Genomic DNA, 26,215 nt, shown 5'->3' with positions numbered 1-26,215 from the left:
TTCGAGGTCATCCCCTATCACAGTCTGTTTCTGACAGGAAACTGCCGCAGCGCTCTATATCGCACCTTCGGCGGGGTCAATGTGCCGCTATTGATCGCATATCGGCTACCGAATATATATTGACAAGGTGGCGGCACGAAGGTTCTCGCGAATCGTCGGCTGACAGAGGCAAGGAAAGCGCATCGGCTTGATGGAATCTCACGGCAAGCAGGCACCCTGCGTGGAGCAGCGGGTACGCGACGCGGGGCTGAGACCCACGCGTCAGCGCGTGGCGCTGGCCGATCTCCTCTTCGCCAAGGGCGACCGTCACCTGTCGGCGGAAGAGCTGCACGAGGAAGCGGTGGTTGCTGGCGTCGCCGTTTCGCTGGCGACGGTCTACAACACGCTGCACCAGTTCACCGATGCAGGCCTGTTGCGCATTCTGGCGGTGGAAGGGTCGAAGACCTACTTCGACACCAACACGTCGGACCACCACCACTTCTTCATCGAAGGCGAAAACCGCGTCATGGACATCGACACCGGCGCGGTCACGGTCCACAACCTGCCTGAGCCCCCGGAAGGCATGGAAATCGCCAACGTCGACATCATCGTGCGCCTGCGCCCGAAGGCCCGGTAGGCCAGCCGGGAACCCGGAATTGCGATTCGCCTGTCCGGATTTTCAGTCCTTGTAGGTTTCGCCCGGATAGGCGCCCCATATCTGCGTCTGGCTGAGCCAGCCGCGATGGCCGGAAAACTCCATCTCGCACCACTGCCCGTTGCAGGCCCTGATCGTGCCGATCACGCCCGGTTCCAGCTTGGCGACGATGCGCGACGTCGTGTCCGGCTGCGCGCGCAGCAGCAGTTCGGTCGTCCCGTCACGCTGCCAGGGGGCGGCGATGGCGGTGCGGCGGCCCGACAGCAGCGACTGGTTGATCCAGCCTTCCGCCCCGTCGGCGTCGCGCACGCGCCGCCAGTTGTCGTACTCCTGGATGATCTCCATCGGCACGCCCGACTTCAGATACAGCCAGTCCACGGGATAGTTGATTCCAGGCCCTATGCGCAGGTTGACCCGGTTCGACTTGAGGCTGACGAAGCGCGGCAGCGGCAGGCCGCTCGGCCCTACGGCCGCGCTCTGCGCCTGCGCGGCGCTCGACGGCGCAGAAACGGATATGGCCGCAAGACCGACCAGCGCCAGCGCGCCGCTCAGCACCACACGAAACACAACGCGTGAAGACATCACCTTATCCACGGTAATCCACTCGAACTGTGCCGGAGCCCTTCGCGCCGGCTTTTTCTTTGTCATCGGCAGGGTGGCTTGATACACAGGATCGCTACCCGGCCGACGCCATTTCCAAGTGTCGCCATTCTTGGTTAAAGAGGTCTCAACAAGACCCGGATTCGAGGAACTTATGGCCGGCAGGAAGAAGCCTCTCGTCGTGATAAGCCGCAAGTTGCCGGACGCGATCGAGACCCGAATGCGGGAGCTCTTCGATGCACGGCTCAATGTGTACGACAAGGCGCTCACCCAGCCTGAGTTGGTCGCCGCCGTCAGGGAAGCCGACGTGCTGGTTCCCACGGTCACCGACCGCATCGACGCGGCGCTGATCGCCCAGGCGGGCCCCAACCTCAAGCTCATCGCCAATTTCGGCAACGGCGTCGACAACATCGACGTTGCGGCCGCCGCCGCGAAAGGTATCGTCGTCACCAACACCCCCAACGTGCTGACGGAAGACACCGCCGACATGACCATGGCGCTCATGCTGGCGGTGCCGCGCCGGCTGACGGAAGGCGCGGCCGTTCTGCAGGGCGACGGCAAATGGGCCGGCTGGTCGCCGACATGGATGCTCGGCCACCGCATTTGGGGCAAGCGCCTCGGCATCGTCGGCATGGGCCGCATCGGCACGGCCGTGGCGCGCCGCGCCAAGGCGTTCGGCCTGTCGATCCACTACCACAACCGCCGCCGCGTCGCCCCGGCCACCGAGGACGCGCTGGAGGCGACCTACTGGGAAAGCCTCGACCAGATGCTGGCCCGAATGGATATCATTTCGGTCAACTGTCCCTCCACGCCCGCGACCTTCCACCTGCTTTCGGCGCGTCGGCTGGCGCTGATGCAGCCGACCGCCTATGTGGTCAACACCGCTCGCGGCGATATCATCGACGAGGACGCGCTCGTGAAGATGCTGGAGAGCGGCAAGCTCGCCGGCGCCGGGCTCGACGTGTTCCAGCACGAGCCCGCGGTCAATCCTAGGCTGGTGAAACTGGCGGGCAAGGGCAGGGTGGTGATCCTGCCGCACATGGGATCGGCCACCATCGAGGGCCGCATCGACATGGGCGAGAAGGTCATCATCAACATCCGCACCTTCTTCGACGGCCACCGCCCGCCCGACCGCGTCCTGCCCTCACGAGTGTAGCGTCGCACGCACACTTCCATCAGCTGCGATGCTGACCTGCGTGCCGGAGAACCCGGCAAACGAGGATCGCTCCATCTTCACCGCCGCCGGCGTCTCCCAGCCCATCTCCTTCGCCACGACGAGGCCGAGCAGCAGGATCGCGTCCGGCTCGTTCAACACCAGCGCGGCTGGGGCCAACCCGGCCTTCACCAGTTCGAGCAGCACGGCGGATGCAGAAGAGGAGCCTATCGTACCGGGCAGGAACAGCACCTTGCCGGCGACGCACTCGCCATGCTGCGGGTGGCGTACATCGGTAATCATGCCGGTTGCTGGGTCTACGCCACCCCAGAAGCTGATGGGCGCGGTCAAAACAAGCGCTTCGCCCTCACCGGCCTGCCCCTCGACGAGAATTTCGGCCCTCATGTCCATGACGACAGGCTCTCCGCCACGGGCCGGCCGCTGACCGCGCTTTCCACGCACTCGGCAAGCGAGCCGTAGAGCACGGCATAGCCGGTGTTGCCCGGCGCGTAGTGAGCGAACTTGCCCGAGTTGGTCATCAGCACGCCGCCTGCCTGGTCGGGCAGGATCGGCGTGACGACGACGCAGGTGTCCGCGACCAGCTTCACGCCGGCGGCCTCCAGCCCGGCCCTTCGCGCGTCGTCCAGCGTGGCCAGCACATGCCTGCCGGTGCAGGTGTAGAGCGGCACGGTGACGCGGCGACCGGCCAGCAACGCCTCCAGCCGCGCAAGCTCGTCTGCCGACAGATGCGGACTGCCGATCGCGACGGCGTCGATGCGATCGGGCTTTTCGGCCGTGGAAAGGCGCGCCCTTGCGTCGGCTGCCATAGCCTCCGTCACGCGGATGACGTGGTCAGGTTCCAGGCTGCCCAGAGCGGTATCGAGGTCGGGCGCTTCCGGCGTCACGCCGGCCACGTGGAACAGCCCCACCGCGCCGGACGACGCAGCCGCTGCGCCAAATGCCTTCAGCGCATCTTCGCCGGGATGCCCGCTCACGCCCGCAACCACGCCGATGGCGGAACCCGTTTCGCGGCCGTAAAGGCTGCCCAGCACAGGCCACGCGATTTCGGATGCCATGAATGCGGCGGGCAGGGCGGACACGTCGAACAGCACCGTCGCGCGCCTGTTCTCCGCTCTATGCAGCCCGTAATCGGGCGCGCGGCCGGCGATGGCGCAGGCGATGTCGAGGAAGTCGCCATAGCGGTTGGTGCGCGCGCCCAGCACCGAATTGCAGAACACCACCGCGTTCGATTCGCCCCACGCCACGTCCGTGCCGTGCTCGGGCCGGTGTCCGGCCTGATAGGGCGCACAGGTCCATGTCGTCTCGCAGCCCAGCGCGCGATAGGCGTCCATCATCCGCCGCGCCATGGTCCGGTTCGGTTCGGCCAGCCGCACCTGCGCGCAGCCGGTCAGGTCCAGCGCGCCGACATTGAGCGTCGAGCGCACGGCCACCTTTGCCCCGCCCTGCACGAGCCGTTCGGCAAAAAGCGTGCCGGAATCGCCGTGATAGAGCGCGCCGTCGATATGCGCGGAGCGTATGGGGATCAGCCCCGGCGCGCCCATTAGCCGGGCGGCTTCGGCCACGATGCGCATGGCCATGCCCGCGCCGTCGTCGCCCGCCGCAATCACCCGCTCCTCGGCGGTCAGCGTCACGGTCATGCAAGCGCCTTGCGCATGGTGATGGAAGTCGGGCGGTCGAAGCCTGCATGTGCGCTGCGGCCCGTCTCGACAAAGCCCATTTGTGCGAAGGCCGTCTGGTTGGCCGTCAGTTCCACACGCGTCTGCAATTCGATACGCGGCTTTCCCCCCGCAACCGCCGCTTCTTCGGCGGCCTTCAGCAGAAGCCGACCGGTCCCACGCCCCTGATACGAAGGATCGACCGCCAGCTTGCCCAGATAGAAATGGTCAGTTCGCTCGGCTAGAAAAACGCACCCGACGAGCCGCTCGCCCTCCAGCGCGACGAAGGCGATCTCCGCCGCGCATTTCTCGCGCAGGTTCTCGACGGTCAGACGGTGCGCCGAAGAAGGCGGGTCAATCACGCCGTCCATATAGGCGAATGCGCGCATGATGAGATCGAGCAGTTCTTCCATCCTGCCGAAATCGGCAGGTATTCGCGAGATCGACACAGGATAAAGCGTAAGCAAGGGCTAACCTTCTGCCCTGTAGCGCACCGTCTCGAAGCGCGCGCCGAGGCCGTCATACATCAGCAGCCGGCCGACCAGCGGTTCGCCGATGCCGGTAATCAGCTTGATCGCCTCCATCGCCTGCAAGGTGCCGATCACACCCACCAGCGCGCCCAGCACGCCGGCCTCCGCGCAGGAGGGCACCAGATCGCGCGGCGGCGGCTCGGGAAACAGATCGCGATAGGAAGGGTTGCGGCGGCCGTCCGGCCCCTTCTCGAAAGGCTTCAACACCGTCACCGACCCGTCGAACCGCCCGACCGCGCCCGTCACCAGCGGGCGGCCGATGGCTGCGCACGCATCCGCCAGCGCGTAGCGCGTGTCGAAATTGTCGGTGCCGTCTATGGCGAGGTCGTAAGCCGATACCAGATCCTCGACATTGCCGGCATCGAGTCGCAGGCGATGCTGCTCGACGGTCACGTGCGGGTTGATGCGGGCGATCGCCGCTGCGGCGCTTTCCGCCTTTGGTAAGCCAACACTTTCGCTTGAATGGATTACCTGCCGCTGCAGGTTGGAAAGCGAAACCTCGTCGTCATCCACGATGCCGAGCGTTCCGACGCCTGCGGCCGCCAGATAGTGCAGCACCGGCGCGCCCAACCCGCCCGCGCCGACCACGAGGACGCGCGCCCGTTTCAGCTTCTGCTGGCCGGGGCCGCCCACTTCGGGCAGCACGATGTGGCGGGCGTAGCGCTCGAGTTCTTCCGGCGAAAGCGGCGGCGTGGGTGGCTGGTTCATGGCCACACCATAGCGCCGGCGCAGGCCGATGTCAGCGCGTCAGCCTTGTCGAACTGTTCCGCCAGAAACGGTCAGGAACTGCGCGCGCCCTTCGAGGCTCGAAAACAGCGCCGCGTCGGTGCCCGTCATGAAAGCCTGACAGTCCAGGTCTTCGAGGATCGAGAACAGTGCCGCACGCCTTCCGGCATCGAGATGCGCGGCGATTTCGTCGAGCAGAAGGATCGGCGGCGCGCCGGCCAGTTCGGCCACCAGCCTTGCATGCGAAAGCACCAGCCCGGTCAGAAGCGCCTTCTGCTCGCCTGTCGAGCATAGCTCGGCCTGCATGTTCTTCGGCCGATGTCTCACCAGAAGGTCCGAGCGGTGCGGCCCTTCCAGCGTGCGGCCCGCGGCGCGGTCGCGATGGCGCTTGTCGGCAAGTGACCGGCGGAAGCCCTCTTCCACGTCCACGGCGGCCTGCGTGCCGAGCGCTTCTTCCAGCGTGCCGGAAAGCGCGATGTCGGCCTTGGGGAAGGGGCTGTCGTCGGGCAGCCGCTCGACCATAGCCTGCAGCAGCCGGACGATCTCGACGCGCGCTGCGGCGATGGCCGTGCCGGTCTCCGCCATCTGCGTCTCGATCGCCTCGAACCACGCATCGTCATGCGCGTTTTCGGCAAGCAGCCGGTTGCGCCCGCGCATCGCCTTTTCGTAGTCGAGCGCGCGGCGGCCATGGGCGGGGTCGATGGCAAGCACCAGCCGGTCGATGAAGCGTCGCCTGTCGGCGGCCGGCCCGGTGAACAGCGCGTCCATCGCCGGCACCAGCCAGATCACGCGCAGCCATTGCAGCACGTCGTCGGCCGAGCGTGCGGGCGCGCCATTGATGCGGACCCTGCGCCCGGCCGTCTCTCCGTCGGACCCAAGCGTGCCGGTGCCGATCTCAACCTCGCCGAACGCGCCTTCGATGCGCGCATGCACCGCGAAGCCGTCGGTCTGTGCGCGTGCAACGTCGTCCAGCGTCGCCCTCCGCAGGCCGCGCCCCGGCGTCAGCAGCGATATGGCTTCCAGAAGATTGGTCTTGCCCGCGCCGTTCTCGCCCGTCAGCACCACCGCGCCGGGCGAAAACTCCAGCGCCAGCGCTTCGTAATTGCGGAAGTCCGTGAGGATCAGCCGCGAGACGTGGGTTTGCATGGTGCTTTGTCTGAGGCCGGCGCTACACGCGCATCGGCATCAGAACGTAGAGCGCGTGGTCGTCAGTGGTGTCGTGGATCAGCGTCGGTGCGCCGGCGTCGGCCAGCATGAAGCGCGCCTCGCTGCCGGAAAGCTGCGCTGCCACGTCCAGCAGGTACTTGGCGTTGAAGCCGATCTCGATCGGGTCGGCGTCGTAGTCGGCGGCGACCTCCTCGGTGGCACTTCCCGAATCGGGGTTGTTGACCGTCAGCGTCACCTGGCCCGAGGCGATCGACAGCTTCACCGCGCGCCCGCGCTCCGACGAAATGGTCGACACGCGGTCCACCGCCTGCGCGAAGGATTGGCGGTCGATCACCAGCTTCTTGTCGTTGCCGGTGGGGATGACGCGTTGATAGTCGGGGAACGTGCCGTCGATCAGCTTGGACGTCAGCACCACGCTGCCGATGGTAAAGCGGATCTTGGTGTCCGAAAGCTCGGTCGTCACCGCCACGTCGGGATCGTCGACCAGCTTCTGCAGTTCGCTCACCGTCTTGCGCGGGATGATGATGCCGGGCATGCCTTCGGAGCCGGCGGGCGCCTCCACCTCGGCGCGCGCCAGCCTGTGGCCGTCGGTGGCCACCGAGCGCAGCATCAGCTTGCCGCCTTCCTCGTGGGCGTGCAGGTAGATGCCGTTGAGGTAGTAGCGGGTTTCCTCGGTCGAGATCGCAAACTGCGTCTTTTCGATCAGGCCCTTCAGCGCTGGCGCGTCCAGGCGGAAGATGTGGCTGAACGAACCGGCAGACAGTTCGGGGAAATCGGCCTGCGGCAGGCACTGCAGGCGGAACGACGAACGCCCGGAGATGACCGACATCGCGTTTCCGCTCTCGTCCACCTTCAGCATCACCTCCGCCCCGTCGGGCAGCTTGCGCACGATGTCGTACAAAAGATGCGCGGGAACGGTGGTCGCGCCGGCCTGCTCGATATTCGCGGCCGTAGCCTCGGTGATCTCGAGGTCGAGGTCGGTCGCCTTCATCTCCAGGCTCGCGCCGGAGGCCGACAGCAGCACGTTCGACAGGATCGGGATCGTGTTGCGGCGTTCCACCACGCGGTGCACGTGGTTCAGCGACTTCAGGAGATTGGAGCGTTCGAGGGTAACTCGCATGACACGTCGGTCTCGCAGGCAAATAATTTCGGGGTTCGCGTCCCGTGCCGTGCACGTCTGAAGGTTCGGCGGGGCGCGCAAATGGACGACGAACCTGACAGGAAAATGCAGGTAAAGGCAAGCCCGCAGGGCGATGCAAAGGGCGCTGTCGCAGGGTTTCCCAAGGGAAAAAGGGGAAGGGGAGGCCGGCGGCGCGAACCTTTCGCCGCCGGCCTCCCTTCGTGCGTCAGGCCTGCTCGGCGATCAGCCGCTTCAGCAGCTCTATTTCCTGCGCCATCGTGTTGTCAGCGCCCGAAAGACCCTCGATCTTGCGCACCGCATGAAGAACCGTCGTATGGTCTCGACCACCGAAGCGGCGGCCGATTTCGGGTAAGGAGCGGGGCGTCATCACCTTTGCCAGATACATCGCCACCTGCCTCGGCTTGACGATGGTGCGCGTGCGCCGGTTGGACAGAAGCTCGGTCTTCGACACGTTGTAGTGGCGCGCCACGATGCGCTGGATGTCCTCTATGCGCACCCGCTTGGGCTCGCCGGCGCGGTAGACGTTGCCAAGCACCTCTTCCACCCAGGCGATCGACATCTCGGGCTCGAACGACTGGCGGAACAGGATCTGGTTGAATGCGCCTTCGAGCTCGCGCCCGCTGCCCGTCACGGCCTGCGCGACATGCGACAGGATGTCCTCGGGAATGTTCAGCGAGGGGTCTTCGCTCGCGGCCGTCTCGTAGCGCTGGCGCAGGATGGAGAGCCGCATCGAATAGTCCGGCGTCGCCATTTCCAGCGCCACGCCGCCATTGAGGCGCGAGCGCACGCGCGGCTCCAGCGATTCCAGCTCGGCCGGCGGGCGGTCGGCTGCCACCACCACCTGCTTGGCGCTGTCCAGCAGCATGTTGATGAGGTGGCAGAACTCGTGCTGGATCGACTTGCCCTGCAGGAACTGCATGTCGTCGATAATCAGCAGGTCGATGTCGCGCAGCTGCTCCTTGAGGTGCAGCGCATAGTTGTCGCGGATCGCGGTGGCGAAGCGCCACATGAAGTATTCGGCCGTCAGGTATACGACGCGCGCATTCGGCTTGAGCCGGATGGCTTCAGCCGCAATCGCCTGCAGCAGGTGCGTCTTGCCGAGGCCCACCGATGCGTGGATGAAAAGCGGGTTGAAGCGCAGCGCGCTTGAAGAGCTTTCCGCGACCGCGCGGGCCGCCGCGAAGGCGACGCGGTTGGAAGGGCCTTCCACGAAGGAGCCGAAGGTGTAGCGGCTGTCCAGCGGCGAACCCAGAACCGCCTGCTTGCCCGGCTGTTCCGCGCCGTTGAGGCGCGAGGGCGTGGCCTTTTCGGCGCGCTGGTAGCTCGGCGTCGGCGTCGTCGAACCCGCGGGCGCATTGCGCTCAGGCTTGCGTGCTGCCGGCCGCTCGTCCTCGATGGACGGCGCGGTGCTGCGGGTGGTTGAGCGCACGACGATCTCAACCTTCAGTGCGGTCGGGTCGCCCTGCTTCCACAACTCGTTGATGAGGTCGAGGTAGTGGCTGTTGATCCACTGGCGCAGGAATGCGGTGGGTACGGAAAGCCGGATCAGGCCACGCGAGGTCTCCGCGATCATCATCCGTCCGAACCAGCTGGAATAGACGTCGTTGCCGAGCCTAGCCTTGAGCTGCGCTTTTACACGCTCGAAATTGGCCTCGGGCCCGCTCTGCGGCGTCATCCCCTTCCCCTCCTCGATATGTTTTTCTGGAACAAACGTGACCGTACCGGCCCGTTGTGCAATGCCGCTTTGCATGCTCGATGACTTTCCCTGATTTAACCGCCGCTTTCGCGCCGCCGCCGGTCTTATGTTTCGCAACCGACTTCACGACGCGCTTTTCTTTTTGTCCTTGCCGATACTCTTGTACGCTTTCCGGCGCTATCGCTCCCTTCCCGTTCGCGGCCACCCACACGGCCACGTTGTAGATTTCCAAAGACGCACAAACACGCGCTCCGGAATGATCCGGAGTCCGCAACGCCTTACAAAATTGCAGTCCCCTGTGCATCGATCCGGCAAAAAGAACCCACCGCGGACTCGCGTCCACGTTGTGCTGTCGCCTGTGTATGGCTGGATCAGCAGGGCTTTTTGCCGGCCCCATTCGATGTCCGGACTGTACAAAAAAGCCTGTGGGAAGAGCAAGAGACGGGTAAGGAATTTTTCACGATTCGGGCGCCACATTTGGCTTGACTCGGGGTGTTGCTCGCCGGCCAAGAACACAAAGTCGTTTTGATTCAAAACGTTTCGCGTAAGACTCCCGAAAACTAAATTTCGCCACAAAAATTACTTGACAGCCGGGTATCGAGCCGAGACTCGCCAATGCTCGGGCTTGGGAATCGAAACCGCAAACAAGTGTCTGATTTCAAACGATATTTTTTTGCGAGCTTTTATCCCGCCTGCCGCTGCGTCAGACGTGCGGCTGCCTGAAAAGCCTAAGCTGCTGATATGTGCCGGCAAACGGCATTTGCCCCGCACTGCGGCACGGAAGGCCGGCTATATGGCCTCGCAGCAACGAACAGCCCGGCACTTTCGTACCGGGCTTTCATTCCTGCCGAACCTGGCGTGGTCGCTCAGGCGGTCAGCGTCTTGAGCCGCTGGGCCAGGCGCGAAACCTTGCGGGAGGCTGTGTTGCGGTGAAGGACGCCCTTGGAGGCGGCGCGCATCAGTTCCGGCTGCACGACGGTGAAGGCGGCCTGTGCGGCTTCCTTGTCGCCGGCGGCCAGCGCTTCCTCGACCTTGCGGATGAAGGTGCGCACGCGCGACCGGCGGTTCTTGTTGACCGCGGTGCGACGGGCGATCTTGCGCGTTGCCTTTTTGGCCGAAGACGTATTGGCCATGATGCCTCTCTCTCAATGTGTCCGTATGAACGCGCCGGGGGCGATTGGTCCCGAAACCGGATTTATCGTCTGGCGCAACAACAAAGGGGCGGCCACAGGCCGCCTCAGTTGGGCTGGCTTATAGATGAGCTTTTCCGGCACGTCAACGCTTCAATGTCCGGTCCTGCTCAACGATTGCGGAAATTGGGCGGCCGCTTTTCGGAGAAGGCCGCCATGCCTTCCTTCTGGTCGTCGAAGGCGAACAGCGAGTGGAACACCCGGCGCTCGAAACGCAGCCCCTCGGTCAGCGTGGTCTCGTAGGCGCGGTTGACCGCCTCCTTGTTCATCATGACGGATGGAAGCGAGAAGGAGGCGATCTTTTCGGCCGCCTTCAATGCCTCGTCCAAGAGTTCGGCGGCCGGCACCACGCGCGAGACGAGGCCGCAGCGCTCGGCCTCGGCGGCGTCCATCATGCGCCCGGTCAGGCACATGTCCATCGCCTTGGACTTGCCGACGAAGCGCGTCAGCCGCTGCGAGCCGCCCATGCCCGGCATGACGCCCAGCGTGATCTCCGGCTGGCCGAACTTCGCGTTGTCGCCGGCGATGATGAAGTCGCACATCATCGCAAGCTCGCACCCGCCACCCAGCGCATAGCCCGAAACGGCCGCGATGATCGGCTTGCGGATGCGCAGCATGGCATCCCAGCCGGCGAAGAAGTCGGCCTTGTACATGTCGATGTAGGATTTTTCCTGCATCTCCTTGATGTCGGCGCCCGCCGCGAAGGCCTTCTCGGAACCGGTCAGCACGATCGCGCCGATATTGTCGTCCGCCTCGAAGCGGTCGAGCGCTGCCAGCACTTCCTTCTGCACCACGCTGTTGAGCGCGTTGAGCGCCTTTGGCCGGTTGAGCGTTATCAGGCCGGCCTTGCCGCGCGTTTCAACGAGGATCGTTTCATAGGCCATGGCTTCTCTCTCCCTTGGGGTTGCGTGCCAAATAGCTAACGCTGGCAGGACGGGCAATAGAAGGTCGAGCGGCCGCTTTGCACGATGCGCGCGATCGTGCCGCCGCAGCCCGGCTTCGGGCATGGGTGACCCTCACGGTCGTAGACGCTGAAGGAGTGCTGGAAATAGCCGAGCGAGCCGTCCACCTGCGCATGATCGCGCAGGGAGGAGCCGCCTGCGGCGATCGCTTCGGCGATCACGTCGCGGATCGCGCCGGCCAGCCGCTCGCAGCGAACGCTGGTCCTGCCCGTTGTTGCGACAATGGAGCCCGCCTCGCGGCGCGGCGACAGGCCCGCGCGCCACAGCGCCTCGCATACATAGATGTTGCCCAGCCCGGCGATCAGCCGCTGGTCCAGCAGTGCCGCCTTCAGCGGTGCGCGCTTTCCGCGCAGCAACTCCGCCAGCAGCGCCCCGCCCAGCGCGTTGCCGGTAGGCTCGACCCCGAGCCCGGCAAGCGAGGGATGCTCGTTCAGCGCCGCGGCGGTGGAAAACAGCATGAAGCCGAACCGGCGCGGGTCGTTGAAGACGATCCTGTGCGAAGCGCCGTGCGCGTCCTGGAGGTGAAACACGACATGGTCGTGCGCTTCGTTCTTGGAGCGCTCGTAATGGAAATCGCCCGGTATCGTCGCCGTGCTTTCGGAGAGGACGCGGAACGAGCCCGACATGCCGAGATGGCAGATCAGCACGGGGTCGCGGTCGAGGTGGATGGTGAGGTATTTCGCGCGCCGCCCCAGCGAGACGACGGAGCGCCCCGTCAGGCTGGCGACGAAGTCAGGCGGAAAGGGAAAGCGCAGGTCCGGCCGTCTCTGTTCGACAGCCACGATGCGCGAACCCTCGAACACGGGCTGAAGCCCGCGCCGGACGGTTTCGACCTCGGGAAGTTCAGGCATCGGCGGAAAGCTGCTTCCTGAAAGATGTTCCGTGGCGGCCGGGCTCTATGCCCAGATGGTGGGCCACGCTCTCGCCGATGTCGGCGAAGCTGGCGCGTATGCCCAGCGGGCCCGCCGAAAGGCCCGGCCCCGTGCCGATCACGGGCACGCGCTCGCGCGTATGATCCGTGCCCTTCCATGTCGGGTCGCAGCCGTGGTCGGCCGTCAGCATCAGCATGTCGCCGTCTCGCAGTTGCGCCAGCGCCTCCGGCAGCCGCGCATCGAAGGCCTCCAGCGCGGCCGCATAGCCTGCGACATCGCGCCGGTGGCCGAAATTGGTGTCGAAATCGACGAAGTTGGCGAAGACGAAATCCCCGTCTCCCGCCTCGCGCATGGCGGCGAGCGCTGCGTCGAACATCGCCATGTTGTCGGGGGCCTTGCGCAGGTTGGAAATGCCGCGATGGGCGAAGATGTCACCGATCTTGCCGACCGCGAAGACCTTGCGCCCTTCCCCGGTCAGCCGGTCGAGCAGCGTGGCCTCCGGCGGCGGCGTGGCGAAATCCTTGCGGTTGGGCGTGCGCTGGAAGTCGGCCGGGCTTTCGCCCACGAACGGGCGTGCGATCACGCGGCCGACATTGAGCGGGTCGGCCAGCTTGCGCGCGACCTTGCACAGTTCGTAGAGCCGTTCGAGGCCGAAATGCTCTTCATGCGCTGCGATCTGGATCACCGAATCCACGGAGGTGTAGCAGATCGGCTTGCCCGTCCTGATGTGCTCCTCGCCGAACTCCTCGATCACACCCACGCCCGAGGCGTGGCAATTGGCCAGAATGCCGGGCACCTTCGCCTCGCGGATCAGCGCGTCAGTGAAATCTGCCGGAAAGGCGGGTTTAGTATCGGGGAAATAGCCCCAGTCGAAACTGACCGGCAGGCCCGCTATCTCCCAGTGGCCGGACGGCGTGTCCTTGCCGCTCGAGGTCTCGGTGGCCGCGCCGTAGAAGCCCGTGGGCGTGCCCTCGGGCGCGTCGCGGCCGGTGGCGAGCGCGGCTGCATGCGCAAGCCCCAGCGCGCGCATGTTTGGCAGGTGCAGCGGGCCCTCCCGCAGGCCGGGCACGTCGGCCTTGCCGGCGGCGCAGGCGGCCTCGATATGGCCGTAGGTGTCGGCCCCGTCGTCGCCATACGCGGCCGCGTCAGGCGCGCCGCCAATGCCGAAGGAATCAAGCACGAAAAGGAAGGCGCGAGCCATGATCCGTGAGGCTTTCTGCTGATTGAGTTTCCGCCCAGACATAGGTTCCCGTGCGGCTCTTGGCAATTCGGAAACCCTGATGGGCCAGAATGCCATGCCGGATGACGGCGGGAGCTCGATATGGTGTTTCATCGCGTCAGTATATTGCCGCCCTTCATGGCGTTGCTGGCCGGCCTGCTACCCGGCGTAGCTGCGGGCGAGGAAACGCGTCCGTTCCACATCGGCATGCTGGCGGCAGGCGCGGACCCTGCCGCCATCGAAGGGTTGGGCGACATAAGGGCGGCGTTTTCCACGGCGCTGGCGATGCCCGTCGAGGTGCTTGTCGCGCGGGACTATGCCGCGCTGATGGAAGCGCAGATCGCGGGCCGCATCGACTACGCCATCTACACGGCCGCGGCCTACGCTGCAGCGCAATCGCGATGCGAATGCCTGCTGCCGCTTGCCGCTCCGGTCGATGCCGATGGTGCTGTCGGCTTCCGCTCCGTGCTGATCCTCAGGAGCGGGCCCGATGACGCCGCGCCGCCGGTCATTGCCGTCGGCCCGGCAGACAGTCTCGCCGGGCGGCTCGTCCCGCTCGCCGCATGGCCGGGCGCGCAGGATGCCGTCGGCTCCGGCAGGCTGGTGGCGACCGAAGGCGCCAGCGCGGCGCTTGCTCTGTTTGCCGAAGGCGAAGTGGACGGATTCTTCGGCTGGTTACCGGCCGCTGCGGAAGAAGAGCTGCCCATGGGCGGTACGCTGGAACGTCTCGAGGCGGCTGGGATCGCCGGCGACACGTACGAGATCGCGTGGCGTTCGGATTTGCTGCGCTACGGTCCCCACGCCGTGCGCGCAGACCTGCCGGAAGACCGCGTGGCGGCGCTCTCGCAATTTCTGGCCACGCTCGGCGGCAACCCCGACCTCCACTATCTTCTGACGCGCCGATATGGGGGCGGGCTTTCACCCGTCACGTCGCAAGACTACGCCCCGGTGATGGAAGCGCTTTCGGCCATCGGCCGCGACATCGCCTCGGCCGCGCCGGATTGACCCGTCAGCAGTTGCTGCAGCCGATTTCCGAGCTCATGCGCGGCCGCAGATAGTAGCTTTCCTTCATCTGTATGTTGTCGAAGGCGGCTGCCAGGCCCAGCGACGCCTTCTGCTGCGCCGTCCAGGTTATGACCGGGCGGTAGTTCAGCCCGCCCGAAACGCGAATGAGGAACGTGTTGCGGATCAGGAGCTGGTCGGGAACCTTCGTTTCCGACTTCTTGGGCGCACCTGCGCCGAAGAGGCCGTTGTTCATGCGCCGCGACCACGCCACCTCGGCCTTCGGGTCGGCCTCGTCGGTGATCTTGATTGCGGTGATGATGATGTCGGGCTGAGTACGGTTGTAGGGCTGGAGGATCGCCCCGCCGATCCGCATGATGGCGTCCAGCTCCTGCGTGGTGATCGCCTGCTGCTGGGTCACGAGGTCGGCGACCATAGAGCCGATGCGGCCCACCTTCTTGTTGGTCTCGATTCCCTGCGCCACTTCCATCGTCACGAAATACAGCGACAGCAGCACGGGCGCGATGAACGCGAACTCGATCGCGGCCACGCCGCGCCTGTCGCGCAGCAGCGAGGCGACGCGGCCCTTCGCCTCGGCCAGCCAGTCCACAACTGTCTTCTTCATGTCCATCCCGCGCTCTCCCCGATGGAGCAAGGTGGTTTCGTTTCGACGGGCATGCGCCCGTCAGTCGTCGAACGGTTCGTTCTGCCAGGTCACGGTGGCGTAGTGCAGCGTCTTGCCGTCCTTCAGGTTCGACATCGACTTGCGCAGAAAATCGGTCATCACCGGCCAGCGGTAGAACACCCGCAGCTGGTTCTTCGACAGCGACTGGCCCGGCTCCACCTTGAAGTCGGTCGTGTCGATGTCGTTGTCGTCGGTAAAGCGGATGCGCGCGGCGGCAGCTTCCGAGAAGGTCGCGTAGCTGCGCAGGTCGATGGCCAGCCCCGGACACCCGTTCGAGACCACCACCTCCATCCGCTCGCAGATCATGTTGCGCACCAGATCCTCGTCGGCGTTCACGTCGGCGATCTTGATCTGGCCGGTGCGGAACTGCCGCGCCACGTCGTCGGTCACGCTCGAAAGCATCTGCTGGGCGGCAAACGAGATGCAGCTTTCCAGAATGGCGAAGACCAGCATCGAGAAGGGAAGGGCGAGCGCGGTGAATTCGATGGCGACGCTGCCCTTTGCGTCGCGCGCGAAACGGCGAAGAAAGCCCCGCCGGCGCGGTTCGTCGCGTCGCTTGGTTTCGTCCGGTGTCTTCGCGCTGCTCATCTTCCAGCCCTGCTATGGAACCCCATGGCAGGGACACTACAGCAAGCGGGTTGAAGTCCGGTTTTGCGGGTTCTTAGAATTGAGCGCGCGGCGTTAGCGTCTGGTCAACCATGCCGCCCGGAAGAACTATTGCGCGGACCGTCTCATATCGGCCTCAGACTGCGTTTCGGCCGCGTTCTTGAACGAGCTTTCGCAATAAGGCGTGCAGGAAAGGGTCTGCATGTCGGAGCGGCGATAGACTCGCACCGAGTTGACGAAATTGCGCGAAACCACGATCTGCTCGTCCACGATCGCGGCACCTTCCTGGTCCAGCACCACGATGTTGGTGACGCCGAAGCCCTTTCCGGTCAGCACGATGGTCGAGGCGTCCTGCACCGACGCGTCGGCGATTTCCGGGTTTCCGATCACGATGGTGTCGGCCGGGCGCGCCAGCTTGACGATCTTGGCCTGGTTCATCAGCACCTGGATCGGTTCGCTCGCCTGCGCGGCATGGGAGAACAGCACGGCGCCGGCCGCCACGATGGCCGATCCGGCAAACTTGTTCCACAGGCGCGCCATGCGTCGATCTCCGGCTTTTCTACGGTTCAACGAAAAATGAACGATATTGGTGAACCAAGGGTTAAGCGGAGCCGCCTTTGTCCGCCGCGCTGCGCCCCAACCCATCTGTTTTTTGTCGCAGAAAGGGGGTAGAGACGCGCCATGGAACTGAATGACACGATTGCGCCCATCGAGCGCCCGGCAGACGAGGCGGCCGGTGCGCCGCCCAGGAAGGTCTTCCTGAAGACCTATGGCTGCCAGATGAACGTCTACGATTCCCAGCGCATGGCCGATGCGCTGGCCGCCGACGGCTATCAGCCGACGGAGGCGATCGAGGACGCGGATCTGGTCCTGCTCAACACCTGCCATATCCGCGAGAAGGCGGCCGAGAAGGTCTATTCCGAGCTTGGCCGCATCCGGCAGCTCAAGGCCGATCGCGCCGCTGAGGGTCGCGAGACGCTGGTGGGCGTTGCCGGCTGCGTGGCGCAGGCTGAAGGCGATGAGATCCTTCGCCGCGCCCCCGTCGTCGATCTCGTCATCGGGCCGCAGACCTATCACCGCCTGCCGCAGGTGGTGCGCAAAGCGCGCGCCGGCGAGAAGGTGGTGGAGACCGAATACGCCATCGAGGACAAGTTCGACCACCTGCCCGCGCTGCGCGAGAAGGCGGTACGCAGCAGGGGCGTCACCGCTTTTCTCACCGTGCAGGAAGGCTGCGACAAGTTCTGCACCTTCTGCGTGGTGCCTTACACCCGTGGCTCCGAGGTCTCCCGCCCGGTGGCGCAGATCGTCGCCGAAGCGCAGAGGCTGGCCGAAGCCGGCGTTCGCGAGGTCACGCTACTGGGCCAGAACGTCAACGCCTGGCACGGCGAAGGCCCGGATGGGGCGGAGTGGGGACTGGGGCAGCTTCTGTTCCGGCTTGCCGAAATCCCCGGCATCGCGCGCCTGCGCTACACCACCAGCCACCCGCGCGACATGGACGATGCGCTGATCGCCGCGCATCGCGATCTGCCCTCGCTCATGCCCTATCTGCACCTGCCGGTGCAGTCCGGGTCCGACGCCATCCTCAAGGCCATGAACCGCAAGCATACGGCGGCGGACTATCTGCGCCTCGTGGACCGCATCCGCGCCGTGCGCCCCGACATCGCCATGTCGGGCGATTTCATCGTCGGTTTCCCCGGCGAGACCGACGAGGATTTCGAGGCCACGATGCAGATCATTCGCGACGTGTCCTATGCACAGGCTTTCTCGTTCAAATATTCGCCGCGCCCCGGAACGCCTGGGGCCGATCTGGCGTTTCATATCGATGAAGACGTCAAGGACGAAAGGCTTCAGCGGCTGCAGGCTCTGCTCGGAGAACAGCAGAAGGCGTTCGCCGCAAGTCTCGTCGGTACGCAGATGGATTTGCTGATTGAAAAGCCCGGCCGCAACACCGGTCAGCGCGTCGGTCGCTCGCCTTGGCTGCAGCCAGTAATTGTTGATGAAAAGGCCGGCGAAATCGGTGACATTATCAAGGTACGAATCACGAAGGCCGGCACCAACAGCCTCTTCTCCGAGCCCGTATAACCGGAGAAGGGCATTTTCCAGGAGAGACGTTTGAGCGCCACGACAGAACTGAAATCGCCGCCTTCCGGGGCGTCCGACATGGCGCATATCGTTCTGACCTTCGACAACAACAAGCACGCTAGCGCGCTTTATGGCCAGTTCGACGAAAACCTCGCGCGGCTGGAGCAGAAGCTGGGCGTAGACATACGTTCCAAGGGCAACCAGCTTTCCATCAAGGGTGATCCCACGGCTGCCGAGCAGGCGCGCCGAGCGCTCGATTATCTCTACGATCTGCTGCAGAAGGGCGCGGACGTATCGCCGTCCGAGGTCGACGGCGCGATCCGTATGGCAATCGCCGCCGACGACCAGCTCACGCTGCCCACGCTGGAGCGCAAGGGCAAGGTTGCCGCCGCGCAGATTTCCACGCGCAAGCGCTCCATCTATGCCCGTTCGCTCAATCAGGACGCGTATATGCGCGCCCTGGAGCGCTCCGAATTGGTGTTCGGCATCGGGCCCGCCGGCACCGGCAAGACCTATCTAGCCGTCGCCCATGCCGCCATGCTGCTGGAGCGCGGGATGGTAGAGCGCATCGTGCTGTCGCGTCCCGCGGTCGAGGCGGGCGAGCGTCTGGGCTTCCTGCCCGGCGACATGAAGGAGAAGGTCGATCCCTATCTGCGTCCGCTTTACGACGCGCTCTACGACATGATCCCCGCCGATAAGGTCGAGAGGGCCATCGCCGCCGAGGTCATCGAGATCGCGCCGCTGGCCTTCATGCGCGGGCGCACGCTGCGCAACGCCGCCATCATCCTGGACGAGGCCCAGAACACCACGCCGATGCAGATGAAGATGTTCCTCACGCGCCTGGGCGAGGGCGGGCGCATGATCGTCACCGGCGATCCGAGCCAGATCGATCTGCCGCCCAACACCAAGTCGGGGCTGGTCGAGGCGCTTCAGGTGCTGGACGGTGTGCCGGGCATCGTCACCGTTCGCTTCAACGACGTCGACGTGGTGCGCCACCCGCTCGTTGCCGAGATCGTCAAGGCCTATGACCGCCATGGCGGCGGCGCGGACCGCAAGGGACGCATCGACGTCTGAACACGCATGATCGATATCGACATTTCGGCCGAGGCCGGCGACTGGGCGGGGGAGGAAACCCTCCGGCAGACTGCGGCCCGCGCCGTCGAGGCCGCGCTGGCCGAGCTCGGCCTGGCCGGGGACAGCGAGCTTTCGCTGCTTTTCACCGACGACGCGCATATCCGGGTGCTCAATCGCGAGTGGCGCGGCAAGGACAAGCCCACCAACGTGCTGTCCTTTCCCGCTTTCGACGTGGCCCCCGGCGATCCGCTGCCCGCGATGCTGGGTGACATCGTGCTGGCCCACGAGACGGTTTCTTCGGAAGCGGTACTGGAACACAAGCCCTTCGATCACCATGTGACCCATCTTGTCGTGCATGGATTGCTGCATCTCCTCGGCTACGATCACGAGACCGACGAAGAGGCCGAGGAAATGGAGGGGCTTGAGCGACGTGTGCTGGAGAGGCTTGCCATTCCCGATCCATATGGGTAACTGGGAAAGTCCAACGACTACGAGACGATGAACGAGAACGCACAAACGGCCGCCCTCTCAGAGCAGGGTGGCGATCAGGGGTCCGACCAGTCAGGCGAACCCCAGAGTACGCCCGCCGGACGATCCGGCGCCAAACCCACCCTGTTTGAACGGCTGGCTGCCCGCTTCCGCTCGCGCAACGGTTCGAGCCTGCGCGAGGATTTGGCCGACGCCCTGTCGGAGAAGACGACGCAGACCGCGTTTTCCGCGGGCGAGCGCGCCATGCTCAACAACATCCTGCGCCTGCGCGAGCTGCGGGTCGAGGACGTGATGGTGCCGCGCGCCGACATCGAGGCGATCGACCTGTCCACGCGGCTGGCGGATTTGCTCAAGCTGTTCGAGGAATCGGGCCGCTCGCGCATGCCGGTCTATCATGAGACGCTGGATGACCCGCGCGGCATGGTCCACATCCGCGACGTGGTCGCCTACGTCACCCGCGCGGCCAAGCAGAAGAAGGGGCGCCCCGGCCGCAAGACGGTCGCCGCGTCGCAATTCGACCTTGCCAATGTCGATCTCGACAGGTCGGTCGAGGATCTCGGCATCGTCCGGCCGGTCCTTTTCGTGCCGCCGTCCATGCTTGCATCCGATCTGATGGCGCGCATGCAGGCCGCCCGCATCCAGATGGCGCTGGTCATCGACGAATATGGCGGCACGGATGGCCTCGTCTCGCTGGAAGACATCGTCGAGATGGTCGTCGGCGACATCGAGGACGAGCACGACGAAGACGAAGAGCCGATGATCACCCAGACCGGCGACGGCGTCTTCGTGGTCGACGCCAAGGCCGAGATCGAGGACGTCGCCGAGACCATCGGCGAGGCCTTCACGGCCGGCGAGCACGAGGATTACGTCGATACCATCGGCGGCATGATCTTCAATGCGCTGGGGCGCGTTCCCGCGCGCGGCGAGGTCGTTCAGGCCATCCCCGGCTTCGAGTTCCACGTGCTGGATGCCGATCCGCGCCGCGTCAAGCGCGTGCGCATCGTGCAGGGCAGGACGGCCGACCGCCGCCGGGCCCGCGTCGTGGCGCGCGAGGAGCCCGCAGCCTCCAAACCTTCTGCCACGCCCCCTGCCAGCCCGGACGCCTGATCGGGGCGTCCGTCTTTCGCTCTAGTTGTTGAAGACGCCCTGTTCGGCCACCTGGATGCCGGCTGGGCCGAGGATGACGGCGAACAGCACTGGCAGGAAGAACAGGATCATCGGCACGGTCAGCTTGGGCGGCAGCGCGGCGGCCTTCTTTTCGGCCGCGTTCATTCGCATGTCGCGGCTTTCGGCCGAAAGCACGCGCAGCGCGTGCGCCACCGGTGTGCCGTAGCGTTCCGCCTGCACCAGCGCCTGCGACACCGCCTTCACCGAATCCAGCCCGGTGCGCGAGGCGAGGTTTTCATAGGCCTGCTTGCGTTCCTGCAGGAAGGAAAGCTCGGCATTGGTCAGCACGAACTCCTCGGCCAGGTCGACCGACTGCGTGCCGATCTCGTCGGCCACGCGCCTGAACGCGGCTTCCACCGACATGCCCGATTCCACGCAGATCAGCATCAGGTCGAGCGCATCCGGCCACGCCTTCTGGATCGATTCCTTGCGCTTGGTGGCGCGGTTGGACACGTAGATGATGGGGGCGTAGAAGCCGCCATAGGCCAGCAGGATGCAGATGAAGAGCTTCACGAAGGGCGGCTGGTCCGGAAACCCGCCCAGCACGAAGATATAGACCACCCCGATCGCGAAGCCCACGAAGGGCAGCACCAGCCGGAAGAACAGGAATTTGGTCAGCGGGTTCTGGCCGCGAAAGCCGGCGACCTTCAGCTTGGCGATGGTTGCTTCGTCGGCCAGCGCGCGCTTCAGGTCCAGGCGCTCGACGATGCTCTTCATGCCCAGCGACTGCTCCTCGCGCAGGCCGCGGCGCTTTCGGTCGGCTTCGGCGGCCAGCCTCGCGCGCTGCTTCGCGCGCAACTCGTCGCGCTCCAGCGCCACCGATTTCATGCGCGTGCGCAGCGGGTTGCCGCCGAGCGCGGGCAGCGCGGTGAACATGGTCACGAACACGGCGGCTGCCACCACCAGCGCGATCATGAAGGTCGGGTCGATGAGCGATTTGACGATCTGGTCGATCATGTCGGCTTCTTCCTAGATGTCGAAGTTCATCATCTTGCGCATGACGAAGATGCCCATCGACATCCAGATGCCCGATACCACCAGGATCAGGTGCCCGGTCGAGTGGGTGAACAGCGGCATGATGTAGTTGGGGCTCGAAAGGTAGACGAGGAAGGCGACGATGAAGGGCAGCGCGCCGATGATGACGGCCGACGCCTTGGCTTCCATCGACAGCGCGTTGATCTTCGCCTTCATCTTCTTGCGGTCGCGCAGCACCTTGGAAAGGTTGCCCAGCGCTTCCGAGAGGTTGCCGCCGGCTTGGCTCTGGATCTGGATGACGATGCCGAAGAAGCTCGCTTCCGAGCACGGCATGGTCTCGGGCATGCGCAGCACGGCTTCAGGCAGCGACAGGCCGAGCTGCTGACTTTCCACGATGCGGCGGAACTCGGTCTTCACCGGCTCTGGCGATTCCGAGGCGATCAGGCGCACCGCGTCGTTCAGCGGCAGGCCGGATTTCACCGCACGCACGATCACGTCCAGCGAATTGGGAAACTCCTCCAGGAAGGCCTTCACGCGGCGCGCGCGCTTGAAGCCGACGAACCAGCGCGGCAGGCCGAAGATGCCTGCAACCAGCGCGCCCGGCAGCACCAGCAGCGGTGCGCCGACGACGAACAGCACCGCGGTCAGCACCACGCCGCACAGTACCGAATAGAGGTAGAAGCGCTCCACCGTCACGTCCATGCCGGCCTGCCGAAGCTGCACCTTCAGCGGCGGCTTGCGCGTGTTCGCGCTGCGCGCCTTCTGCTTGTCCTCTAGGTCCTTGAGCGAATCCTGCACCGACTTGCGCCTGCGGGCCGCCTCCGCCACGCGGTCGCGAGACGCCTTGATCGTGGCGCGGTCGGTGTCGGCGCGCTTGATCGTCTCCAGCCGCTTTCCGGCCTTCTTCTCGTTCTCGATGGAGGTGAACAGCAATGCGTAGGCGAGCGCGCCGACGCTCATGGTCGCGAGCGCGATGAAGGCCAGAACCGTATTGTCCAGTCCGAACATCTCCGTCTCCTACGCTACGCCGGCGCTCGTTCTCACGTCTCTTTTTCCATCGCTTCCAGTGCGTTGGCGAGGCGCGCCTCTTCACCGTAGTAGCGGGCGCGGTCCCAGAAGGACGGCCGGCCGATGCCGGTCGAGACATGCTGGCCGATGATGCGGCCCTGCGCGTCCTCGCCCCTGATCTGGTAGAGCACCAGATCCTGCGTGATGATGACGTCGCCTTCCATGCCGATCACTTCGGTGATGTGGGTGATGCGGCGCGAGCCGTCGCGCAGGCGCGCGGCCTGGATGATGACGTCGATGGAGCCGACGACGATCTCGCGCACGGTCTTCTGCGGCAACTGGAAGCCGCCCATGGCGATCATCGATTCGATACGGTTGAGACACTCGCGCGGGCTGTTGGAGTGGATCGTGCCCATCGAGCCGTCATGGCCGGTGTTCATCGCCTGCAGAAGGTCGAACACTTCGGGTCCGCGCACCTCGCCCACCACGATGCGTTCCGGACGCATGCGCAGGCAGTTCTTGACGAGGTCGCGCATGGTGATCTCGCCCTCGCCTTCGAGGTTGGGCGGGCGCGTTTCGAGGCGCACCACATGCGGCTGCTGGAGCTGCAGTTCGGCCGAGTCCTCGCAGGTGATGATGCGCTCGTCGCGGTCGATATAGTTGGTCAGGCAGTTCAGCAGCGTCGTCTTGCCCGAGCCCGTGCCGCCCGAGATCACGACGTTGCAGCGCACGCGGCCGATGATCTTCAGCACCTCCGCGCCTTCTGGCGTGATCGCGCCGAAGCGGACGAGCTGGTCGAGCGTCAGCTTGTCCTTCTTGAATTTTCGGATGGTGAGCGCGGCGCCGTCGATGGCCAGCGGCGGTGCGATCACGTTGACGCGCGAGCCGTCGGGAAGGCGCGCGTCGCAGATCGGTGAGGATTCGTCGACGCGGCGGCCCACCTGGCTGACGATGCGCTGGCAGATGTTCAGGAGCTGCTGGTTGTCGCGAAACCGGATGCCGGTCTGCTCGACCTTGCCGTTCACCTCGATGTAGACGTGCTTGGAGCCGTTCACCATGATGTCGGCGATGTCGTCGCGCGCCAGCAGCGGCTCCAGCGGGCCGTAGCCCAGCACGTCGTTGCAGATGTCCTCCAGCAGCTCTTCCTGCTCGGAGATCGACATCGCGAAATTCTTGATCGCGATGATGTCGTTGACGATGTCGCGGATTTCCTCGCGCGCCGAATCCGGGTCCAGCTTGGCCAGCTGCGACAGGTCGATCGTGTCGATCAGCGCCGAGAACACCTGGCTCTTGGTGTCGTAGTAGCTGTCGCCACGCTCGCGCGGCGCGCGCTTGGGCTGCTCGGGCGCCAGCGGCGGCGGTGCGTCGATGCTGCGCTTGGGTGCGGCGGGCGCCGGGGCGCCCTTGGCGGCGGCAGGTTCCGGACGGGACGGCGGCGCCGCCACGCTTGCCTCGCGCACCGGTGCGGGGTCGGATACGGCTGCGCCCGGCTGCCGGTTGCCCGGTGCCTCGCGCTGCCCGCCATCATTGCCTCTTCTGCCGAACATGTGCCCGCCTGATCCGCTTTTCCCGAATTATTTCCTGCGCTTGAGCCGCTCGAGCAGATCGCCCAGCCCTGCCTTCTTCTTGGCCTTGAGCTCCGAACGGCCGGTCAGCACATGCGCCATCTCGTTGATCGTCTTGACCACCGCGTGCTGCGCATCCATCTCGCCCAGCATGCGACCGTTATTGGCGCTGTTGCCGAACAGTGCGGGCTCGAACGGGATCACCGCCATCGGCGTCAGGTCCAGCGGCTCGGCAAAATCGCTCGGGCTGATCTCGGGACGCTTGGGAACGCCGGCCTGGTTGATCACCAGCTTGGGCGGCGCGTCGTTTGGGCGCAGCTTCTTCAGCGTATCCAGCAGGTTCTTGGTGTTGCGCAGATTGGCCAGCTCGGGCGTCGCGGTGATGACCACCTCGTCGGCCTGCGTCAGCACGCTGCGCGACCAGCCGGACCAGATGTGCGGCACGTCCAGCACCAGCAGCGGCGCGGTGCGCTGCGCCACGTCGATCACCTGCGTGAACGCTTCCGCGTCGAAGTCGTAGGTGCGGTCGAGCATCGACGGCGCGGCAAGCAGCGACAGCCGCTCGGCGCACTGGGCCAGCAGGCGGTCGAGATAGGTCTCGTCGATGCGCTCGGGCGAAAACACCGCTTCGGCGATGCCCTGCGTCGGGTCCTGATCGAAATTGATATTCGCCGTGCCGAAGGCGAGGTCGAGGTCTGCCACCACCACCTCAGAGCTGAACAGCGTCGACATGCTCCACGCGACGTTGTGCGCCACCGTTGACGAGCCCACGCCGCCCTTCGCGCCGATGAAGGCGATGGAACGGCCGATCGGCTCGGCTTGCGGGTCGACGAAGATGGAGGAGATGACGGAGAGGATATCGGCCATCGAGATCGGCGCGACCACATATTCGGAGATGCCGAAACGGATGAGCTCGCGATAGAGCCACACGTCGTTGTAGTGGCCGATCACCACCACCTTGGACGACGGATCGCACACTTCGGCCAGCCGGCTCAGCGTGGCGATGAGCTGCTTTGGCTCGTCGCGCGATTCCACGATGATGAGGTTCGGCGTCTGCGCCGACTGGTAGAACTCGATCGCCGTGCCGATGCCGCCCATATGCACCTTGAGGTGCGCCTTGGACATGCGCCGGTCGGCGGCCGCGCGTTCGATGGGCGCGGCGATGCTTTCGGTTTCGCAGAAGGCCTGGATCGAGATGCGCGGCACCGGCCGCAGCTCCCGCATCGCGGCGATTTCGGTTTCGCTTGCGGCCTCGATGTCGGCCGATGCGTCATAGGCGAGATTGCTCATGTCATGCGCCCCCGAGGTGCATCAGTAATCGACTTCCGATTCCCATTGCGTCACGCGCCGCCGGTAGTCGTCGAGCGTCACGCCGCGGCGCGTCGTATCGATCTCTGTCGGCTTGCGCGGACCGAGGAAATCGGCCGGATTGGCAACCTGGGCGGCCAGGTTGTTCTGGTAGGAACAGCCGAAATTGGCCCAGTGCTTGTTGTTGCTGTCGTCGAGCATGTCGGCGGGCCACCGCCCGCACTGGCCGACCGAAGCGGTCATCTCCGAATAGGCGAGGCGGATAGGCGCGCTGTCGCCGTAGTCCGCCGCCTGATAGGGCTGGTGCAGCACCCGGCCTTCGGGCACGCCGGCGGCGCGCAGCCGCTTCACCATGTCGGCTGCCACCAGTGAGGCTGCGTGCTGGTTGCCCGAGCCATGCGGCGTCATCACCGTCACCACCGGCGCGGCCGAGCGGTCGTAATTGGCGATGAAGCCGTCCACCGCCACGCGCTGAACGCGCGAAAGCCTTGTGTCGGAGTAGGCGACGGGAATGTCGACCTTCTTCTCCTTCTCGCCGATCACGATCGGATGGCTGGTGCGGTAGTCGTCCGGTATCGAGCCGACATGGACGCTGTCGCGGTTGGCGCATCCCGCCATCAGCGCTGCTGCTGCAATCACGAGAACCGAAAGACGCGGCGCGTTCTTCGAGAGCACTTCAGGCATGATC

The 26,215-nt window shown here is 65.3% G+C and carries 27 protein-coding genes; 7 read left to right on the top strand and 20 right to left on the bottom strand.

What is annotated here, in order from left to right:
* Nucleotides 1-190 precede the first annotated feature (190 nt).
* Nucleotides 191-616 carry an iron response transcriptional regulator IrrA gene (irrA, locus tag FY036_RS23320; protein WP_148917172.1) on the top strand — a complete coding sequence of 142 codons (426 nt, stop codon included), beginning with the start codon at nucleotides 191-193 and terminating at the stop codon, nucleotides 614-616.
* Nucleotides 617-658: 42 nt separating this feature from the next.
* Here the strand turns inward: irrA and FY036_RS23315 are convergent, their stop codons facing one another.
* Nucleotides 659-1,216: an SH3 domain-containing protein gene (locus tag FY036_RS23315; protein ID WP_148917077.1), complete on the bottom strand. Its 558-nt coding sequence runs from the start codon at nucleotides 1,214-1,216 to the stop codon at nucleotides 659-661.
* Nucleotides 1,217-1,388: 172 nt separating this feature from the next.
* Between FY036_RS23315 and FY036_RS23310 the strand changes: the two genes are divergently transcribed.
* Nucleotides 1,389-2,390: a 2-hydroxyacid dehydrogenase gene (locus FY036_RS23310; protein ID WP_148917076.1), complete on the top strand. Its 1,002-nt coding sequence runs from the start codon at nucleotides 1,389-1,391 to the stop codon at nucleotides 2,388-2,390.
* Here FY036_RS23310 and FY036_RS23305 read toward each other — a convergent pair.
* The 11 genes from FY036_RS23305 to FY036_RS23255 all read right to left on the bottom strand — a co-directional run bounded on the left by FY036_RS23305 (nucleotide 2,379) and on the right by FY036_RS23255 (nucleotide 13,548).
* The gene (locus FY036_RS23305) at nucleotides 2,379-2,798 is read right to left on the bottom strand and encodes an aconitase X swivel domain-containing protein (RefSeq protein ID WP_148917075.1); all 420 of its coding nucleotides are present in this window, start codon (nucleotides 2,796-2,798) and stop codon (nucleotides 2,379-2,381) included. The genes FY036_RS23310 and FY036_RS23305 overlap by 12 nt on opposite strands.
* Entirely contained in the window at nucleotides 2,789-4,045 is a 1,257-nt protein-coding gene (locus FY036_RS23300; protein WP_148917074.1) for an aconitase X, read from the bottom strand. Before FY036_RS23300 ends, FY036_RS23305 begins: the two co-directional genes overlap by 10 nt.
* Complete coding sequence (locus FY036_RS23295; RefSeq protein ID WP_268932214.1) at nucleotides 4,042-4,530, bottom strand: GNAT family N-acetyltransferase; 489 nt, start codon at nucleotides 4,528-4,530, stop codon at nucleotides 4,042-4,044. The genes FY036_RS23300 and FY036_RS23295 overlap by 4 nt, the downstream gene beginning before the upstream one ends.
* A gap of 3 nt (nucleotides 4,531-4,533) precedes the next feature.
* A complete protein-coding gene (locus FY036_RS23290; RefSeq protein ID WP_148917073.1) occupies nucleotides 4,534-5,301 on the bottom strand; it encodes a molybdopterin-synthase adenylyltransferase MoeB in 768 nt (255 codons plus the stop codon).
* A gap of 39 nt (nucleotides 5,302-5,340) precedes the next feature.
* Nucleotides 5,341-6,465 carry a DNA replication/repair protein RecF gene (gene recF, locus FY036_RS23285; protein WP_148917072.1) on the bottom strand — a complete coding sequence of 375 codons (1,125 nt, stop codon included), beginning with the start codon at nucleotides 6,463-6,465 and terminating at the stop codon, nucleotides 5,341-5,343.
* Nucleotides 6,466-6,487: 22 nt separating this feature from the next.
* Nucleotides 6,488-7,606 carry a DNA polymerase III subunit beta gene (gene dnaN / locus FY036_RS23280; protein WP_148917071.1) on the bottom strand — a complete coding sequence of 373 codons (1,119 nt, stop codon included), beginning with the start codon at nucleotides 7,604-7,606 and terminating at the stop codon, nucleotides 6,488-6,490.
* Between the two features lie 226 nt (nucleotides 7,607-7,832).
* A complete protein-coding gene (gene dnaA / locus FY036_RS23275) occupies nucleotides 7,833-9,377 on the bottom strand; it encodes a chromosomal replication initiator protein DnaA (protein WP_148917070.1) in 1,545 nt (514 codons plus the stop codon).
* 812 nt (nucleotides 9,378-10,189) lie between these two features.
* Complete coding sequence (rpsT, locus tag FY036_RS23270; RefSeq protein WP_148917069.1) at nucleotides 10,190-10,456, bottom strand: 30S ribosomal protein S20; 267 nt, start codon at nucleotides 10,454-10,456, stop codon at nucleotides 10,190-10,192.
* Between the two features lie 167 nt (nucleotides 10,457-10,623).
* Entirely contained in the window at nucleotides 10,624-11,397 is a 774-nt protein-coding gene (locus FY036_RS23265; RefSeq protein WP_148917068.1) for an enoyl-CoA hydratase, read from the bottom strand.
* A gap of 35 nt (nucleotides 11,398-11,432) precedes the next feature.
* Nucleotides 11,433-12,326: a bifunctional DNA-formamidopyrimidine glycosylase/DNA-(apurinic or apyrimidinic site) lyase gene (mutM, locus tag FY036_RS23260; RefSeq protein ID WP_148917067.1), complete on the bottom strand. Its 894-nt coding sequence runs from the start codon at nucleotides 12,324-12,326 to the stop codon at nucleotides 11,433-11,435.
* Entirely contained in the window at nucleotides 12,319-13,548 is a 1,230-nt protein-coding gene (locus FY036_RS23255; protein ID WP_148917066.1) for a phosphopentomutase, read from the bottom strand. Before FY036_RS23255 ends, mutM begins: the two co-directional genes overlap by 8 nt.
* A 120-nt stretch (nucleotides 13,549-13,668) precedes the next feature.
* Between FY036_RS23255 and FY036_RS23250 the strand changes: the two genes are divergently transcribed.
* Complete coding sequence (locus FY036_RS23250; RefSeq protein WP_148917065.1) at nucleotides 13,669-14,571, top strand: phosphate/phosphite/phosphonate ABC transporter substrate-binding protein; 903 nt, start codon at nucleotides 13,669-13,671, stop codon at nucleotides 14,569-14,571.
* A 4-nt stretch (nucleotides 14,572-14,575) separates the two neighbouring features.
* On the opposite strand, the gene FY036_RS23245 is transcribed toward FY036_RS23250, so the two are convergent.
* From FY036_RS23245 to FY036_RS23235, 3 genes are all read right to left on the bottom strand, one after another.
* Nucleotides 14,576-15,193: a TadE/TadG family type IV pilus assembly protein gene (locus FY036_RS23245; protein ID WP_235897778.1), complete on the bottom strand. Its 618-nt coding sequence runs from the start codon at nucleotides 15,191-15,193 to the stop codon at nucleotides 14,576-14,578.
* 60 nt (nucleotides 15,194-15,253) lie between these two features.
* Nucleotides 15,254-15,841, bottom strand: a complete 588-nt coding sequence (locus FY036_RS23240; RefSeq protein ID WP_148917063.1) for a TadE/TadG family type IV pilus assembly protein — start codon at nucleotides 15,839-15,841, stop codon at nucleotides 15,254-15,256.
* A gap of 126 nt (nucleotides 15,842-15,967) precedes the next feature.
* Entirely contained in the window at nucleotides 15,968-16,399 is a 432-nt protein-coding gene (locus FY036_RS23235; protein WP_148917062.1) for a pilus assembly protein N-terminal domain-containing protein, read from the bottom strand.
* A 141-nt stretch (nucleotides 16,400-16,540) separates the two neighbouring features.
* On the opposite strand from FY036_RS23235, the gene miaB reads away from it, so the two are divergent.
* From miaB to FY036_RS23215, 4 genes are all read left to right on the top strand, one after another.
* Entirely contained in the window at nucleotides 16,541-17,941 is a 1,401-nt protein-coding gene (gene miaB, locus FY036_RS23230; RefSeq protein ID WP_148917061.1) for a tRNA (N6-isopentenyl adenosine(37)-C2)-methylthiotransferase MiaB, read from the top strand.
* 78 nt (nucleotides 17,942-18,019) lie between these two features.
* On the top strand, nucleotides 18,020-19,015 hold the full coding sequence (locus tag FY036_RS23225) for a PhoH family protein (RefSeq protein ID WP_148917170.1): 996 nt from the start codon (nucleotides 18,020-18,022) through the stop codon (nucleotides 19,013-19,015).
* A 6-nt stretch (nucleotides 19,016-19,021) separates the two neighbouring features.
* Nucleotides 19,022-19,486: an rRNA maturation RNase YbeY gene (gene ybeY / locus FY036_RS23220; RefSeq protein ID WP_148917060.1), complete on the top strand. Its 465-nt coding sequence runs from the start codon at nucleotides 19,022-19,024 to the stop codon at nucleotides 19,484-19,486.
* A 27-nt stretch (nucleotides 19,487-19,513) separates the two neighbouring features.
* Nucleotides 19,514-20,611, top strand: a complete 1,098-nt coding sequence (locus FY036_RS23215) for a hemolysin family protein (protein WP_148917059.1) — start codon at nucleotides 19,514-19,516, stop codon at nucleotides 20,609-20,611.
* Between the two features lie 21 nt (nucleotides 20,612-20,632).
* Here FY036_RS23215 and FY036_RS23210 read toward each other — a convergent pair whose 3' ends face one another.
* Genes FY036_RS23210 through FY036_RS23190 form a run of 5 tightly spaced genes read right to left on the bottom strand, consistent with a single transcriptional unit; the run spans nucleotide 20,633 to nucleotide 26,211 of the window.
* Nucleotides 20,633-21,628, bottom strand: coding sequence for a type II secretion system F family protein (locus tag FY036_RS23210; protein ID WP_148917058.1), 996 nt, complete (start codon nucleotides 21,626-21,628; stop codon nucleotides 20,633-20,635).
* A 12-nt stretch (nucleotides 21,629-21,640) separates the two neighbouring features.
* Nucleotides 21,641-22,654 (bottom strand): type II secretion system F family protein, encoded by a 1,014-nt coding sequence (locus FY036_RS23205; protein ID WP_148917057.1) that lies wholly within the window; start codon nucleotides 22,652-22,654, stop codon nucleotides 21,641-21,643.
* Nucleotides 22,655-22,686: 32 nt separating this feature from the next.
* Nucleotides 22,687-24,201: a CpaF family protein gene (locus FY036_RS23200; RefSeq protein WP_148917056.1), complete on the bottom strand. Its 1,515-nt coding sequence runs from the start codon at nucleotides 24,199-24,201 to the stop codon at nucleotides 22,687-22,689.
* Nucleotides 24,202-24,228: 27 nt separating this feature from the next.
* On the bottom strand, nucleotides 24,229-25,509 hold the full coding sequence (locus FY036_RS23195) for an AAA family ATPase (RefSeq protein ID WP_148917055.1): 1,281 nt from the start codon (nucleotides 25,507-25,509) through the stop codon (nucleotides 24,229-24,231).
* 21 nt (nucleotides 25,510-25,530) lie between these two features.
* Complete coding sequence (locus FY036_RS23190) at nucleotides 25,531-26,211, bottom strand: CpaD family pilus assembly protein (protein WP_148917054.1); 681 nt, start codon at nucleotides 26,209-26,211, stop codon at nucleotides 25,531-25,533.
* Between the last annotated feature and the right edge of the window lie 4 nt (nucleotides 26,212-26,215).

The sequence above is a fragment of the Neoaquamicrobium microcysteis genome (assembly GCF_008180155.1).
Taxonomy (GTDB): domain Bacteria; phylum Pseudomonadota; class Alphaproteobacteria; order Rhizobiales; family Rhizobiaceae; genus Aerobium; species Aerobium microcysteis.
The sequence above is the reverse complement of the archived record's forward strand: the minus strand, read 5'-3'. Positions and strand labels throughout refer to the sequence as shown.

Coding starts and splice junctions, on each gene's coding strand:
- miaB (WP_148917061.1), top strand. CDS start 16,541: ATGGAACTGAATGACACGATTGCGCCCATCGAGCGCCCGGCAGACGAG.
- FY036_RS23200 (WP_148917056.1), bottom strand. CDS start 24,201: ATGTTCGGCAGAAGAGGCAATGATGGCGGGCAGCGCGAGGCACCGGGC.
- FY036_RS23255 (WP_148917066.1), bottom strand. CDS start 13,548: ATGGCTCGCGCCTTCCTTTTCGTGCTTGATTCCTTCGGCATTGGCGGC.
- FY036_RS23315 (WP_148917077.1), bottom strand. CDS start 1,216: ATGTCTTCACGCGTTGTGTTTCGTGTGGTGCTGAGCGGCGCGCTGGCG.
- FY036_RS23225 (WP_148917170.1), top strand. CDS start 18,020: ATGGCGCATATCGTTCTGACCTTCGACAACAACAAGCACGCTAGCGCG.
- FY036_RS23300 (WP_148917074.1), bottom strand. CDS start 4,045: ATGACCGTGACGCTGACCGCCGAGGAGCGGGTGATTGCGGCGGGCGAC.
- FY036_RS23290 (WP_148917073.1), bottom strand. CDS start 5,301: ATGAACCAGCCACCCACGCCGCCGCTTTCGCCGGAAGAACTCGAGCGC.
- dnaA (WP_148917070.1), bottom strand. CDS start 9,377: ATGCAAAGCGGCATTGCACAACGGGCCGGTACGGTCACGTTTGTTCCA.
- FY036_RS23305 (WP_148917075.1), bottom strand. CDS start 2,798: ATGGACATGAGGGCCGAAATTCTCGTCGAGGGGCAGGCCGGTGAGGGC.
- FY036_RS23215 (WP_148917059.1), top strand. CDS start 19,514: ATGAACGAGAACGCACAAACGGCCGCCCTCTCAGAGCAGGGTGGCGAT.
- FY036_RS23190 (WP_148917054.1), bottom strand. CDS start 26,211: ATGCCTGAAGTGCTCTCGAAGAACGCGCCGCGTCTTTCGGTTCTCGTG.
- mutM (WP_148917067.1), bottom strand. CDS start 12,326: ATGCCTGAACTTCCCGAGGTCGAAACCGTCCGGCGCGGGCTTCAGCCC.
- recF (WP_148917072.1), bottom strand. CDS start 6,465: ATGCAAACCCACGTCTCGCGGCTGATCCTCACGGACTTCCGCAATTAC.
- FY036_RS23235 (WP_148917062.1), bottom strand. CDS start 16,399: ATGGCGCGCCTGTGGAACAAGTTTGCCGGATCGGCCATCGTGGCGGCC.
- FY036_RS23265 (WP_148917068.1), bottom strand. CDS start 11,397: ATGGCCTATGAAACGATCCTCGTTGAAACGCGCGGCAAGGCCGGCCTG.
- dnaN (WP_148917071.1), bottom strand. CDS start 7,606: ATGCGAGTTACCCTCGAACGCTCCAATCTCCTGAAGTCGCTGAACCAC.
- FY036_RS23245 (WP_235897778.1), bottom strand. CDS start 15,193: ATGAAGAAGACAGTTGTGGACTGGCTGGCCGAGGCGAAGGGCCGCGTC.
- FY036_RS23250 (WP_148917065.1), top strand. CDS start 13,669: ATGGTGTTTCATCGCGTCAGTATATTGCCGCCCTTCATGGCGTTGCTG.
- rpsT (WP_148917069.1), bottom strand. CDS start 10,456: ATGGCCAATACGTCTTCGGCCAAAAAGGCAACGCGCAAGATCGCCCGT.
- FY036_RS23205 (WP_148917057.1), bottom strand. CDS start 22,654: ATGTTCGGACTGGACAATACGGTTCTGGCCTTCATCGCGCTCGCGACC.
- irrA (WP_148917172.1), top strand. CDS start 191: ATGGAATCTCACGGCAAGCAGGCACCCTGCGTGGAGCAGCGGGTACGC.
- FY036_RS23240 (WP_148917063.1), bottom strand. CDS start 15,841: ATGAGCAGCGCGAAGACACCGGACGAAACCAAGCGACGCGACGAACCG.
- FY036_RS23210 (WP_148917058.1), bottom strand. CDS start 21,628: ATGATCGACCAGATCGTCAAATCGCTCATCGACCCGACCTTCATGATC.
- FY036_RS23310 (WP_148917076.1), top strand. CDS start 1,389: ATGGCCGGCAGGAAGAAGCCTCTCGTCGTGATAAGCCGCAAGTTGCCG.
- ybeY (WP_148917060.1), top strand. CDS start 19,022: ATGATCGATATCGACATTTCGGCCGAGGCCGGCGACTGGGCGGGGGAG.
- FY036_RS23195 (WP_148917055.1), bottom strand. CDS start 25,509: ATGAGCAATCTCGCCTATGACGCATCGGCCGACATCGAGGCCGCAAGC.